Consider the following 12758-nt stretch of genomic DNA (forward strand, 5'->3'; position numbering starts at 1 on the left):
GTAACCGATGCGCAACATCCCGGCGAGCGACGAACCGCGCCGCCCGGGGCGAACCGGTTGCCGTCCCGGATGCGACGCCGAACCACCGGGGTCGCTAGATAACCCCCCGGGGGCGTGATAGAGTCGAAGGCCGACTTCGCGTCGGCGCTGTCGCCTTTGACGATTTCCACAACAAAGTCAGTCAATTAGCAGCACCTGACACGCCGGGAAGCCACGATGGGAGGAAGACACCATGACGGGCCATGACCCGCGCGGACCGCACCGCGCGCGCCGCCATTCCGGTGCCGACACTCTGACGACCCAGCGGCCTGTCGACCGCACCCCAGCCTGGATGCTCACGCCCCGCGCCGTGCGGCGCCCCTTCCTGACCGACCCGCCCTGCATTGGCGCTTGATGGTCGTTTCCGTAACGGCTGAACTGTGATCTACGCTACGGCGCTCCCCAGCGCCAGGTCCGCCAGAACGCCAACGACAAGAGCGAGTCGTTCATGTCCCTGCTATTGATCGTGCTGCTGCCCCTGGTCGGCAGTCTGCTGCCTGCCTTCGGCTCGAACGAGCGGCGCAACACCTGCGCCCTCGTCACGGCCCTGCCCACGGTTATCGCCCTGGGCGTGGCGCTCCACCATGCTCGGGAAACCATCGCCGGGTCGGTTCCGCGCGTCGCGCTCGACTGGATTCCCGCGCTGGGACTGGATCTCGCCGTACGCCTCGACGGGCTGTCGCTGCTGTTCGTGCTGCTGATCCTGGGGATCGGTCTGCTGATCATCCTCTACGCCCGCTACTACCTGGCGCCGGGCGACAGCCTGCCGCGTTTCTACGCCTTCCTGATGCTGTTCATGGCGGCGATGCTGGGCATCGTGATGGCCGACAACCTGCTCCTGCTGTGGTTCTTCTGGGAACTGACCAGCCTCTCGTCGTTCCTGCTGATCGGCTACTGGTATCATCAGAGCGACGCTCGCAAGGGCGCGCGCATGGCCCTGACCGTGACCGGCGGCGGCGGCCTGTGCCTGCTCGCCGGTTTCCTGCTGCTGGGCCACATCGTCGGCACCTACGACCTGCAGACGGTGCTCGACAGCCGCGACATGATCCAGGCCGACCCGCGCTACCTGGCGGTGCTGGTACTGGTGCTGCTGGGCGCCTTCACCAAGTCGGCGCAATTCCCCTTCCAGTTCTGGCTGCCCCACGCCATGGCCGCGCCCACGCCGGTGTCGGCGTTCCTGCATTCGGCGACCATGGTCAAGGCCGGGGTCTTCCTGCTGGCGCGCCTGCACCCGGCGCTGGCGGGCAGCGAGGCCTGGCTCTACCTGGTCAGCCTGACCGGCCTGATGACGCTGCTCTACGGCGCCTACTTCGCCCTGCTCAAGTACGATCTCAAGGGCATCCTGGCCAACTCCACGATCAGCCACCTGGGGCTGATCACCCTGCTGCTGGGGCTCGACGTCCGCATGGCAGTGGTCGCCGCGCTGTTCCACATCCTCAACCACGCCACCTTCAAGGCGGCGCTGTTCATGACCGCCGGCATCATCGACCACGAGACCGGCACCCGCGACATCCGCAAGCTGCAGGGGCTGTGGCGGGTCATGCCGTTGACCGCCGGCGTGGCGGTGGTCGCCGGGATGGCGATGGCCGGGGTGCCGCTGTTCAATGGCTTTCTCTCCAAGGAGATGATGCTCACCGAGACGCTCGAGACCTCGTTGCTCGGTGGGCTGGGCTGGCTGATCCCGGCGCTGGCGACGCTGGGCAGCCTGCTTTCGGTGGCCTACTCGGTACGCCTGGTGCACAACGTGTTCTTCAACGGCCCGCTGCCCGAACTGCCCAAGACACCCCACGAGCCGCCACGGCTGATGATCGCCCCCGGCATCCTGCTGGCGGCGATCTGCATCGTGGTCGGCGTGGTCCCGGCCTTCGCCGCCACCACGCTGCTCGAGACCGCCGCCCGGGCCGTGCTCGTCGGCGAGGCCCCCGAGTTGCACCTGGCCATCTGGCACGGCTTCAACCTGCCGTTGCTGATGAGCGCCGTCGCCCTGGTCGGCGGCGTGATCCTCTACTTTAAGCGCCGCCACGTGTTCGCCTTCCAGCGCCAGTTCCGTTCCCGCAACGCGCGGACGATCTTCGAAGCGTCGGTCCAGACGCTGGTGCGCGCCACCCAGCACCTCGTCGACTCGCTGGAGAACGGCTCGCTGCAGCGCTACATGCTGTGGCTGGTGATCACCATCCTCTGCCTGGTGGGCGGCGCGCTGACCCATGCCGTGCAGTTGCGCGGGCCGCTGCCGCTGCAGCCGCTCGACGGGCTGCTCGTGGCCGGCGCGGGGATAGCGATGTTCGCCGGCCTGGCGACCGCCGTCCTCCACCGCCGGCGACTGGTGTCGCTGCTGATGCTGTCGATCGTCGGGCTGGTGACCTCGCTGGCCTTCGCCCGCTTCTCGGCCCCCGACCTGGCGCTGACCCAGCTGGCGGTGGAAGTGGTGACCATGATCCTGCTGATGCTGGCGCTGTTCTTCCTGCCGCAGAAGACCCCCAAGGAGTCCGGCGGCCCGCGCATCCTGCGCGATGCCCTGCTGGCCGCGGGCTTCGGCGGCATCGTCGCCAGCCTCAACTTCGCCGTGCTCACCCGCCCGCTGGAATCGATCTCGCAGTTCTTCATCGACAACAGCGTGCCGGGCGGCGGCGGCCACAACGTGGTCAACGTGATCCTGGTCGACTTCCGTGGCTTCGACACCCTGGGCGAGATCACCGTGCTGTGCATCGCCGCCGTGGGCATCTACAAGCTGCTCAACCGCCTGCGTCTGTTCATGCCGTCGAGCGATGCCGACGGCCGCCCGTGGTCGAAGGACCGCCATCCGATGATTCTGGTCAGCGTCACCCAGACCATCCTGCCGCTGGCACTGCTGGTCTCGGTGTTCATCTTCCTGCGCGGCCACAACGCGCCGGGCGGCGGCTTCATCGCCGGGCTGGTCACCGCCGTCGCCCTGCTGCTGTTCTACATTGCCCGCGGGGTGGACTGGTGCCAGCGGCGGCTGACCTTCCAGTACCAGCCGATCGCCGTGGCCGGGGTCGGGGTCGCCGCGCTCACCGGCCTGGGCAGCTGGCTGTTCGGCTACCCCTTCCTGACCTCCGCCTACGGCCACTTCCATATCCCCTATATCGGTGACGTCGAACTGGCCACGGCGCTGCTGTTCGATCTCGGCGTGTATCTGACCGTGGTCGGCGCCACGCTGATGATCCTCGCCAACCTGGGCAAGCTGACCACGCCGCACCGCCCCACCAAGCAGAAGGAGAAAGCCTGATGGAAGCGCTCTTCTCGATAACCACCGGCGTGCTCGCCGCCTGCGGCCTGTTCCTCGCCCTGCGCGGACGGACCTTTCCGGTGGTGGTGGGCCTGACGCTGCTCTCCTACGCCGTCAATCTGTTCCTCTTCTCGATGGGCGGGCTGACCACCGGCGGTGCGGCGGTGATCGGCGACAAGGGTGGCGCCTATGCCGATCCGTTGCCCCAGGCTTTGGTGCTCACGGCGATCGTGATCGGCTTCGCCATGACCGCCTTCTCGGTGATTCTCGCCATGCGCGCCCGCGGCGACCTGGGCAGCGACCACGTCAACGGCAACCGCCTCGACGAGCCGCGGGAGGAGCGCACTTGATGAACCACCTGATCGCGCTGCCCATCCTGCTGCCGCTGGTCACCGGGCTCGGGCTGCTGCTCAATCGCGATGGCGCTGCCGTCCCGCGACGGGTCGTGGGCCTGACCGCCACCGCGGCCTTGCTGGTGGTGTGTGCGCTGCTGATGATCCAGAGCAGCAGCGGCACCATCCAGTACTACGCGCTCGGTGACTGGCAACCCCCGTTCGGCATCATCCTGGTGCTCGATCGCCTGTCGGCGCTGATGGTCACGCTGACCGCCCTGCTCGCACTGGGCAGCCTGTGCTATGCCAGCGCCGGCGTCGACGTCGAGGGCTCGAACTTCCACGGCCTGTTCCAGCTGCAGTTGATGGGCATCAACGGCGCCTTCCTCACCGGCGATCTGTTCAACCTGTTCGTGTTCTTCGAGGTGTTGCTGATCGCCTCCTACTCGCTGCTGATGCACGGCGGGGGCAAGGCGCGCATCCACTCGGGCTTTCACTACGTGGTGCTCAACCTTGCCGGTTCGGCGCTGTTCCTGATCGGCCTGGGGGTGCTCTACGGCACGCTCGGCACCCTCAACATGGCCGACATGGCCGCCAAGGTGCCCGGGCTGGACAGCAGCCGCCTGGTGCTCGCCGAAGCCGGCGCCATGCTGCTGCTGGTGGTGTTCGGTCTCAAGTCGGCGATCCTGCCGCTGTACTTCTGGCTGCCCCGCGCCTATGCCTCGGCGCCGGCGCCGGTCGCGGCGCTGTTCGCGATTCTCACCAAGGTCGGCATCTACGCCATCCTGCGGGTATTCACGCTGATCTTCGGCCCCCAGGCCGGATCGCTGGCCAACATCGCCCAGCCCTGGGTGTGGTGGCTGTCGCTGGCGACCCTGGCGCTGGGCGGTATCGGCGTGCTGGCGGCGCGCGACCTGCGCACCCAGGTCGCCTACCTGATCATCATCTCGGTGGGCACGCTGCTCGCCGGCATCGGCATGAACAGCCTCGGCTCTCACAGTGCACTGCTGTTCTACATGGTCCATACCACCCTGGTCACCGGCGGGCTCTTTCTGCTCGCCGATACCATCGCCCATCAGCGCGGCAAGGCCGGGGCGCGCATCGTGCGCGGCCGGGCCGTGGAACAGGTCGCCCTGCTGGGTACGCTGTTCTTCGTCGGCGCACTGACCGTGGCCGGGGTGCCCCCCTTCTCGGGCGCGGTGGGCAAGGCGTTGATCCTGCAGTCGGCCACGCCGGGACAGCAGGTCTGGCTATGGCCGATACTGTTGCTCAGCAGCCTGGCGGCGATCGTCGCCCTGTCCCGCACCGGCTCGACGCTGTTCTGGCGCGTCTCGGGCGGCGGCAATCGCGAGCGCAGCGACAAGGACATCCACGAGGCGGGCCCCCTGCGCACCGCGGGCCTGATGCTGCTGCTCGGCGCCTCGCCACTGCTGGTGGCCTTCGCCGGACCGTTGAGCGAGTACACCGACGCCACGGCCGATCAGCTGGCCGATCACGAGGCCTATATTCAGGCGATCATCGAACGCGACAAGACGGGAGGCGGCTCATGATACCCGTACAACCCTGGCTGCCCATGCCGCTGCTCTCGGTGCTGTTGCTCGCCGTGTGGCTGATGCTCCAGCAGAGCGTGGCCCTGGGGCAGCTCCTGCTCGGCACCTTGCTGGCGATCGTCATCCCTCTGGTCACGCGACACTTCTGGGAACCACAGCCGACCATCAAGCGGCCCTGGCTGCTGGTGCGCTACGTCTTGCGCGTGCTCGGTGACATCATCGTCGCCAACCTGGAGGTCTCCAAGCTGATCCTCGACCCGCGCGGGCGCATGAAGCCGGCATTCATCGAGTATCCGCTGGAGCTCGAGGAGCTGTTCCCGATCACCATCCTCGCCAGCACCATCACCCTGACGCCGGGCACGGTCTCCGCCAACCTCCGCCAGGACCGGCGCACGCTGTTGATCCACGCCCTGAACACCGACGACATCCCGGCGACCATCGACACCATCCGGGAACGTTACGAGCGGCCGCTCAAGGAGATCTTCGGATGCTAGACATCGCCTTCTGGATCAGCCTGGCGCTGTTCACCGCCGCGATGCTCCTGTGCCTGTATCGCGCGGCGATCGGCCCCGACCTGCCCGATCGCCTGCTGGCGCTGGACACCCTCTACGTCAACTCGATCGCGCTGATCGTGCTGTTCGGGCTGTGGCTCGACGACAAGACCTATTTCGAGGCCGCCCTGCTGATCGCCATGCTCGGCTTCATCAGCACCGTCGCGGTCTGCAAGTACCTGCTGCGCGGGGACATCATCGAATGATCGGCTTCTATACCGTGATGGAGGGCGTGATCGCCTTCTTCCTGATCGCCGGGGGCGCCTTCGCCTTCATCGGCGCGCTGGGCCTGACCCACCTGCGCGATTTCTACATGCGCCTGCACGGCCCCACCAAGACCACCACCCTGGGGGTGGGCTGCGTGCTGATCGCGGCAATGAGCTACTTCTCGCTGCTCCACGGCGGGGTGAGCTTTCAGGAGATGCTGATCACCATCTTCCTGTTCATCACCGCCCCGGTCTCGGCGCACCTGCTGGCCAAGAGCGCCCTGCATCAGAAGCTCCCCCGCGACCCGCGCACCGAGGACGATATCGAGGAGCTGCGCGAGGACGACGACGAGGAAGAGACGAGCGGCGAACGCCGCTCCTGACGACGATCGAAACTCACCAGCCCTGGGTGTGCTGCTCGACGAGCCGTTCGAACAGGGCGATGTGCTCGGGCCGGTCGTTGAGCGCCGCAATGTAGCGATAGGTCTTGCCGCCGGCCTCGAGGAAGTAGCCGCGGTTCTCCACCTCGAGTTCCTCGAGGGTCTCCAGGCAGTCGGCGGCGAAGGCCGGGCTGATCACGTCGACGTGCTCGACGCCCTCGTGCCCCCAGGTCTTCAACCTCTCGTCGGTGTAGGGCTTGAGCCACTCCTCGCGGCCAAAGCGCGACTGATAGCTCATCAGCCAGTCGTCGTCACCCAGTTCCAGGGATGTCGCCAGCGCCCGGCTGGTGGCCGCGCACTGCTCGGGATAGGGGTCGCCCGCCTCGGCGTAGCGCTTGGGGATACCGTGATAGGACATCAGCAGGCGCCCGCGCTCGCCCCCGTGACGCGCCCAGTGTTCCCGCACGCTGGCGGCCAGCGCCTCGATGTATCCCGGGTGATCGTGGTAATCGCGCACGAAGCGCAGTTCGGGCAGGTGCGGGCAGGGCTTGAGCGCCCGCGCCAGACGGTCGAAGACCGCCGCGGTGGTCGAGCGCGAATACTGCGGGTACAGCGGCAGCACCAGGATGCGGGACGCCCCGGCGTCGCGCAGCGCCTTGCCGGCCTCCTCCATGCTCGGATTGCCGTAGGTCATCGCCAGTTCCACCGGAATCGTCTCGCCGAAGCGTTCGGCGAGACGCTCGGCCAGCGCCCGCTGCTGGCGGCGGCCGATGGCCAGCAGCGGCGAACCTTCATCCTGCCAGACCGCGGCGTAGCCCTTGGCCACCTTGGCCGGACGGAAGCGCAGGATCACCCCGTTGAGGATCAGCCACCACAGTGGCCGCGAGACGTCGATCACCCGCTCGTCCCACAGGAACTCGGCCAGATAGCGGCGCACGGCAGCGGGGGTGGGCGCATCCGGCGTACCGAGGTTGGCGAGCAATACGCCGAAACGGGCCTGGGTCATGCCTTTCTCCTTGAGCGGTTGAACGGGCGAACGCAGTGCGCTGGCCGGGAGTGTAACAAGCCGGCCGTTCGCGGCGGCAATCGATAACGCCTATTCTGCTCATTTGTACAACTTCTGGATAGGCCATGTCCAAGACGCTGATCCTGCTCTCGGCGACCAGTTGTCCCTCGACAGCGCCGGGCGATGATGCGCGAGCAGGCCGAGACGTTCCTCGCTACCCTGAATGGGAAAAGCCACCGATGCTCGCGGCGAACCGCTCACCGGCTATCGCCCCACGACGGAGACCTCATGACGTCACCGGCCAATGCCCAAACGCCGCTCGAGATGCTCTACGACGGCGACTGCCCGATCTGCCAACGCCAGGTCGCCTGGATCCAGCGACGCCGTCATCGCGCGCGTATCCGCTGCGTGGATATCCGCGCGGCGGATTTCTCGTCGGCGGCCTGGGGGCGCGACTGGGAAGAGCTGCTGGGACGCATGTTCGCCCGGGATGGTCGGGGCGAGTGGTTCGCGGGGATGGATGCGGTGCGGGCGATGCTCGCCCTGCTGGGTTATCGCCGGCTGGTATGGCTGTCACACCGGCCGGGGCTGAAGGGGATTCTCGATCGGGGATATCTGTGGGTGGCGCGGCACCGTTTCACGCTGGGCCGCCTGTTGCCGGATCGGCGATGAGGTTCGGTCCTATTGCTTACTACCGACTAGAAGACCAGCGGCATGCGCGAGGCCAGCGGCTCGTGATAATGCGCCTCGTGGCCGACCATCTCGTCGTGGGCGACGAACTGGACCAGATAGGCGCGGTGGATACCGGCACGCTTGAGCTCCAGATAGACATCGTCGAGCGCCCGGAAGAGCATCGGCTTGCCACGCTGGGTCAGCAGGTGCCGCTCGCCCTCGATGTCCTCGAGTTCGACCTGATAGAAGCGACTGCCGGCGTGACTGATGACGCGGACTTCGAAATTGTCGTGCTCTTGCACGTAATGCTTGAAGGCATGAAGTTCCATGGCTCCCTCCTGTTTTCGACCCCGGTGGGCGGATAAGGCGTCCTGCCAGGCTATCCGTGACACATGACAGCGACGTTGCGCGGGTCGATCATCGATCAGACAGGCTCCCGATCGCGAAGTTCAGCGTCGTCCCCGGTCTCGTCCGACTGCACGGGGTAGCGCACCACCACGCGCCCCAAGGGCTCGCGCTTGGCGATCGGCTTGAGTCGGCTCCAGCAGTCGCCGAAGCTCTTCGGCACGCGCCCCGCGGGCAGCACCAGCGCGGCGATCGACACACGCGGCAGGGGGAAGAAGCGCGGCTGCCCGAAACGGTCCTGCCCTTCGAAGCCGGCGCTGGCAACGACCTCGTCCGGCAGCAGGTCACAACAGGCCTCATGGAAGCGACGCTGCAGTCCGGCCAGGCGGGCATGCAGGTTCTCGGCGTCGGCGAGCAGCAACACGAAGTCGTCGCCGCCGAGGTGGCCGAGAAAGTCGCGGGGCTGCTGGGTCTCACCGAGCAGTTGCGCCAGGGCCAGCAGCAGCCGGTCGCCCAGCGCGTAGCCGAAGCGATCGTTGAACGGCTTGAAGTGATCGAGATCCAGGTAGCAGGCGACGAAGCCCTGCCCGACGCGACTGAAGCGATCCAGGGCGGCCCGGATCGGCGCATTGCCGGGCAGCTGGGTCAGCGGGTTGGCCTGACGGGCGATCTCGATGCGCTGCTCGGTGATCAACTGGAGCAGATTGACCACCTGCCCCATGCCCCGATAGCGGCCGCCCTCGGTGACCACGAAATCCTCGTCGCGCAGCTCGCGTTCGCGGCTGGTGACCTTGCGCGAGACCCGCTCCAGCGGCGTGCTCGCCTCCACGCACAAGGGCGAGGGATGCATCACCTTGGCCACCGGCTCGCGCCCGTAGAGGTCGAAACCGAAGCGCTTGCCGACCAGCGCGAGAATCCGCTGGCGACTCAGCACGCCGACCGGCATGCCACGCCCGTCGACCACCGCCAGCGAGTTGGCGTGGGGCTCGGCGCCGAAACGCTCGCTGGCCTCGGCCACGCTGAGGCTCATCGGCAACGGCGCCAGTGGCGTACACAACCGCTCGACGGCCACCGTTTCCAGCGAGCGCCGATGACGGGCGGCGACGTCGCGCAGCGTGGCGTCGAGCACCGGCCGACAACTGGCGGGATGCGGCTCGGGATGGGCGAACAGCCAGCCCTGGTAGTAGTCGGCGCCCAGCTCCAGCAGGCACTCGAGCTCTGCCTCACGCTCGACGCCTTCGGCGATCACCTGCGAGCCCATGCCATGGGCGATGTCGATGATTGCGCGCACGAAGCGACGCTTGATGCGGTCCGCATCGAGGCCGCTGACGAAGTGCCGGTCCAGCTTGACGTAATCCGGGGCGATCTGGGACCACAACCGCAACCCGGCATAGCCCTCGCCGAGATCATCGAGAGCGATCGAGAAGCCCATCGCCTGGTAATGGCGCACCGCCTCGGCCATCAGCGTGGGATCGATCCCCGGCGACTGCTCGGTGAGTTCGATCACCAGCCGGTGCGGTGCCATCCCCAGGGCATCCAGCAGGCGGCGCGTCTCGCCGCTGCGATGCAGCGGGTCGAGAAGCACTTCCGGCGAGACATTGACGAACAGTCGCTCGCCCAGTCCTTCGGCCACGAAATCGCGCACCGCCCGCTCGCGGCACACCGACTCCAGCGACGCCAGCAGCCCCGCCTCGCGGGCCGCCTGGAACAGCGGCACCGGCCTGGCGAAGGGCGTTCCCGACGGGCCGCGGGACAGCGCCTCGTAGGCGAAGACGCGCCCGGCGTGCACCGCCACGATGGGCTGATAGTGCACATCGATGCGGGCGTCGTCGATGATCGAGGACAGCGTCGGGGCAGATGCGGAAGTCAGGGTGTCGTGGCTCATGCTGCCATTGAGCGACACCGGAATGACAGGAAGATGACAATGGCGCCCGCGGGCGCCATCGATCAGGCGTCGGGCCGGTAGGTCGAGGGGTCGATGGCGGTACCCAGCGAATTGCGATCCACCCAGTTGCCGGCCTTGGTCTCCTTGTAGCGGAACACCACGTAGTCGCCCTCGCCGACCGGCAGCTCGGCGTCCTCGGTCTGGTAGCTGTAGGTCACGCCGTCGACCACCAGCGTGTAGCGATACAGGTCCGGCATCCCCAGCCACTCCTTGAAGGGGCCCTCGCGCTCGACGCTCTCGAGGGTGCCTCGCATTTCCAGCTTGGGAGCGCGCTTGCGATAACCGCGTCGGAATCCGCCCGCCATGGGTCTCTCCTTTCAATTCACTGCGTGATCGCCGCCGACCGATCGAGCTGACCGGGACGCCCGGCGCGTCGATGGAGGGGCGGCATTATACGACCCCCCACCACAGGCTCAACCCCGAACGTCGTGCGACGCCGCTACTCGCCGAAATGCTGCCCGTAACTGTCCGGGGCGAGATCCTCGAAACGCGTGTACTTGCCGATGAACGCCAGGTGCACGGTGCCGATGGGGCCGTTACGCTGCTTGCCGATGATCAGCTCGGCCAGCCCCTTGTTGTCGGGGTTGTCCGGATTGTAGACCTCATCACGATAGACGAAGGCGATCAGGTCGGCATCCTGCTCGATGGCACCCGACTCGCGCAGGTCCGACATCACCGGGCGCTTGTTGGGCCGCTGCTCGAGCGAGCGGTTGAGCTGCGACAGGGCGATCACCGGGCAGCCGAACTCCTTGGCCAGCCCCTTGAGCGAGCGCGAGATCTCCGAGATCTCGCCGGTGCGGTTCTCGGCGAAGCCAGGGATCTGCATCAACTGCAGGTAGTCGATCATGATCAGGCCGAGGTTGCCGTGCTCGCGCACGATCCGCCGGATCCGCGAGCGCATCTCGTTGGGCGACAGCGCCGCGGTATCGTCGATGAACAACTGCTTGTCCTTGAGCAGATTGACCGCCGAGGTGAGCCGCGGCCAGTCCTCGTCCTCGAGCTGACCGGTCCGCACCCGGGTCTGGTCGATGCGCCCCAGCGAGGAGAGCATGCGCAGCATCAGCGACTCGGCGGGCATCTCCATCGAGAACACCATCACCGGCTTGTCGCTGGAGATCACCGCGTGCTCGACCAGGTTCATGGCGAAGGTGGTCTTGCCCATCGACGGGCGCCCGGCAATGATCACCAGATCCGAGGGCTGCAGCCCCGAGGTCATGTCGTCGAGATCGCGAAAGCCCGACGACAGCCCGGTCATCTGCCCCTGCATGTTGAACAGCTCGTCGATGCGGTCCACCGCCTTGGCGAGCAGATCGCTCATGCCGATCGGCCCGCCCATCTTGGGGCGCGACTCGCTGATCTGGAAGACCAGTCGCTCGGCCTCGTTGACCAGTTCGTCGGAGGGGCGGCCCTGCGGGGCGAAGGCCCCTTCGGCGATCTGGTTGGCAGCCTGGATCAGCTTGCGCAGGGTGGCGCGCTCGCGAACGATGTCGGCGTAGGCGCGGATGTTGCTCGCCGAGGGCGTGTTGCGCGCCAGCTCGGCGAGATACGCCAGCCCGCCCACGGTCTCGAGTTGATCGCGCGATTCCAGCGCCTCGGAGAGCGTCACCACGTCGAGCGGATGGGCGCCCTCGGCGAGCTGGATCATCACGTTGAACACCAGACGGTGCTCGTAGCGGTAGAAGTCGTCCGCCACCAGACGCTCGGAAACGGTATCCCAGGCGGTGTTGTCGAGCATCAGCCCGCCGAGCACCGACTGCTCGGCCTCGAGCGAATGGGGCGGCACCTTGAGGGCGGCCGTTTCCTGATCCAGTTCCAGGGAGTCAGTCATGGGAGGTTCATCCGAGATTGCAGGCTCGCGCCGGTGCAGGCCGCGCGAGCCGGGACTCACGGCGCCCCGTCGAGGCGGCCGCGCCCATTCTACCCCAGCTGCCGCGGCGACCCCATGGTCGCCACGGCCTCAAAAAGAAAGCGCGACGCCCGAAGGCGGTCGCGCTTTGTCGTCTGCCGGCTCGGCCGGCCACGCGGCGTGGCTTACTCGGCCACCACCACGATACGCACGGTGGCGTCGACTTCCGCGTGCAGGTGCAGCTGGATGTCGTATTCGCCGGTGGCGCGGATCGGGCCTTCGGGCATGCGCACTTCGCTCTTGGCGACGTCGATGCCGGCCTGGCTCAGGGCGTCGGCCAGGTCACGCGGACCGATGGAACCGAACAGCTTGCCTTCGTCGCCGGCCTTGGCGACCAGCGACAGCTCGATGTCGTTGAGCTGTTCGGCACGCGCTTCGGCTTCGCGCTGGCGATCGGCGGCCTGAGCTTCCAGTTCCGCACGCTGCGCCTCGAAGGCGGAGACGTTTTCCTTGGTTGCCGGTACGGCCAGGCCGTAGGGCACCAGATAGTTACGGCCGTAACCGGGCTTGACGGTGACCTTGTCACCCAGGGCACCCAGCTTGCCGATCTTGTCGAGCAGAATGACTTCCATCTCGTTA

13 protein-coding genes are annotated in these 12758 nt (G+C 67.1%); 7 read left to right on the forward strand and 6 right to left on the reverse strand.

What is annotated here, in order from left to right; translation table 11 throughout:
* Nucleotides 1-487 precede the first annotated feature (487 nt).
* Genes KGR00_RS17625 through KGR00_RS17650 form a run of 6 tightly spaced genes read left to right on the forward strand, consistent with a single transcriptional unit; the run spans nucleotide 488 to nucleotide 6308 of the window.
* Nucleotides 488-3286, forward strand: a complete 2799-nt coding sequence (locus tag KGR00_RS17625) for a monovalent cation/H+ antiporter subunit A (protein ID WP_224418895.1) — start codon at nucleotides 488-490, stop codon at nucleotides 3284-3286.
* Entirely contained in the window at nucleotides 3286-3636 is a 351-nt protein-coding gene (locus KGR00_RS17630) for a Na+/H+ antiporter subunit C (RefSeq protein ID WP_224418894.1), read from the forward strand. The genes KGR00_RS17625 and KGR00_RS17630 overlap by 1 nt, the downstream gene beginning before the upstream one ends.
* Nucleotides 3633-5168, forward strand: coding sequence for a monovalent cation/H+ antiporter subunit D (locus tag KGR00_RS17635; protein WP_224418893.1), 1536 nt, complete (start codon nucleotides 3633-3635; stop codon nucleotides 5166-5168). Before KGR00_RS17630 ends, KGR00_RS17635 begins: the two co-directional genes overlap by 4 nt.
* On the forward strand, nucleotides 5165-5662 hold the full coding sequence (locus KGR00_RS17640; protein ID WP_224418892.1) for a Na+/H+ antiporter subunit E: 498 nt from the start codon (nucleotides 5165-5167) through the stop codon (nucleotides 5660-5662). Before KGR00_RS17635 ends, KGR00_RS17640 begins: the two co-directional genes overlap by 4 nt.
* Entirely contained in the window at nucleotides 5656-5925 is a 270-nt protein-coding gene (locus tag KGR00_RS17645; protein ID WP_129140574.1) for a K+/H+ antiporter subunit F, read from the forward strand. Before KGR00_RS17640 ends, KGR00_RS17645 begins: the two co-directional genes overlap by 7 nt.
* On the forward strand, nucleotides 5922-6308 hold the full coding sequence (locus KGR00_RS17650) for a Na+/H+ antiporter subunit G (RefSeq protein WP_129140573.1): 387 nt from the start codon (nucleotides 5922-5924) through the stop codon (nucleotides 6306-6308). Before KGR00_RS17645 ends, KGR00_RS17650 begins: the two co-directional genes overlap by 4 nt.
* 13 nt (nucleotides 6309-6321) lie before the next feature.
* Here KGR00_RS17650 and hemH read toward each other — a convergent pair whose 3' ends face one another.
* Nucleotides 6322-7311: a ferrochelatase gene (gene hemH / locus KGR00_RS17655; protein WP_224418891.1), complete on the reverse strand. Its 990-nt coding sequence runs from the start codon at nucleotides 7309-7311 to the stop codon at nucleotides 6322-6324.
* A 288-nt stretch (nucleotides 7312-7599) separates the two neighbouring features.
* On the opposite strand from hemH, the gene KGR00_RS17660 reads away from it, so the two are divergent.
* On the forward strand, nucleotides 7600-7983 hold the full coding sequence (locus KGR00_RS17660) for a DUF393 domain-containing protein (protein ID WP_129140571.1): 384 nt from the start codon (nucleotides 7600-7602) through the stop codon (nucleotides 7981-7983).
* A 26-nt stretch (nucleotides 7984-8009) separates the two neighbouring features.
* On the opposite strand, the gene KGR00_RS17665 is transcribed toward KGR00_RS17660, so the two are convergent.
* The 5 genes from KGR00_RS17665 to rplI form a co-directional block, all read right to left on the reverse strand.
* On the reverse strand, nucleotides 8010-8312 hold the full coding sequence (locus KGR00_RS17665) for a DUF6482 family protein (RefSeq protein ID WP_129140570.1): 303 nt from the start codon (nucleotides 8310-8312) through the stop codon (nucleotides 8010-8012).
* 95 nt (nucleotides 8313-8407) lie between these two features.
* Complete coding sequence (locus tag KGR00_RS17670; protein WP_224418890.1) at nucleotides 8408-10213, reverse strand: EAL domain-containing protein; 1806 nt, start codon at nucleotides 10211-10213, stop codon at nucleotides 8408-8410.
* A 62-nt stretch (nucleotides 10214-10275) separates the two neighbouring features.
* The gene (locus KGR00_RS17675) at nucleotides 10276-10578 is read right to left on the reverse strand and encodes a hypothetical protein (protein ID WP_129140568.1); all 303 of its coding nucleotides are present in this window, start codon (nucleotides 10576-10578) and stop codon (nucleotides 10276-10278) included.
* Nucleotides 10579-10712: 134 nt separating this feature from the next.
* Complete coding sequence (gene dnaB / locus KGR00_RS17680; RefSeq protein ID WP_129140567.1) at nucleotides 10713-12101, reverse strand: replicative DNA helicase; 1389 nt, start codon at nucleotides 12099-12101, stop codon at nucleotides 10713-10715.
* A 203-nt stretch (nucleotides 12102-12304) separates the two neighbouring features.
* On the reverse strand, nucleotides 12305-12751 hold the full coding sequence (rplI, locus tag KGR00_RS17685) for a 50S ribosomal protein L9 (RefSeq protein WP_129140566.1): 447 nt from the start codon (nucleotides 12749-12751) through the stop codon (nucleotides 12305-12307).
* Nucleotides 12752-12758 lie beyond the last annotated feature (7 nt).

Source organism: Modicisalibacter sp. MOD 31.J (assembly GCF_020147985.1).
Lineage (GTDB): Bacteria > Pseudomonadota > Gammaproteobacteria > Pseudomonadales > Halomonadaceae > Modicisalibacter > Modicisalibacter coralii.

Excerpts from the sequence above, each read along its gene's own strand:
- KGR00_RS17625 (WP_224418895.1), top strand. The coding sequence starts at position 488 with ATGTCCCTGCTATTGATCGTGCTGCTGCCCCTGGTCGGCAGTCTGCTG.
- KGR00_RS17630 (WP_224418894.1), top strand. The coding sequence starts at position 3,286 with ATGGAAGCGCTCTTCTCGATAACCACCGGCGTGCTCGCCGCCTGCGGC.
- KGR00_RS17640 (WP_224418892.1), top strand. The coding sequence starts at position 5,165 with ATGATACCCGTACAACCCTGGCTGCCCATGCCGCTGCTCTCGGTGCTG.
- KGR00_RS17645 (WP_129140574.1), top strand. The coding sequence starts at position 5,656 with ATGCTAGACATCGCCTTCTGGATCAGCCTGGCGCTGTTCACCGCCGCG.
- KGR00_RS17650 (WP_129140573.1), top strand. The coding sequence starts at position 5,922 with ATGATCGGCTTCTATACCGTGATGGAGGGCGTGATCGCCTTCTTCCTG.
- hemH (WP_224418891.1), bottom strand. The coding sequence starts at position 7,311 with ATGACCCAGGCCCGTTTCGGCGTATTGCTCGCCAACCTCGGTACGCCG.
- KGR00_RS17660 (WP_129140571.1), top strand. The coding sequence starts at position 7,600 with ATGACGTCACCGGCCAATGCCCAAACGCCGCTCGAGATGCTCTACGAC.
- KGR00_RS17665 (WP_129140570.1), bottom strand. The coding sequence starts at position 8,312 with ATGGAACTTCATGCCTTCAAGCATTACGTGCAAGAGCACGACAATTTC.
- KGR00_RS17670 (WP_224418890.1), bottom strand. The coding sequence starts at position 10,213 with ATGAGCCACGACACCCTGACTTCCGCATCTGCCCCGACGCTGTCCTCG.
- KGR00_RS17675 (WP_129140568.1), bottom strand. The coding sequence starts at position 10,578 with ATGGCGGGCGGATTCCGACGCGGTTATCGCAAGCGCGCTCCCAAGCTG.
- dnaB (WP_129140567.1), bottom strand. The coding sequence starts at position 12,101 with ATGACTGACTCCCTGGAACTGGATCAGGAAACGGCCGCCCTCAAGGTG.
- rplI (WP_129140566.1), bottom strand. The coding sequence starts at position 12,751 with ATGGAAGTCATTCTGCTCGACAAGATCGGCAAGCTGGGTGCCCTGGGT.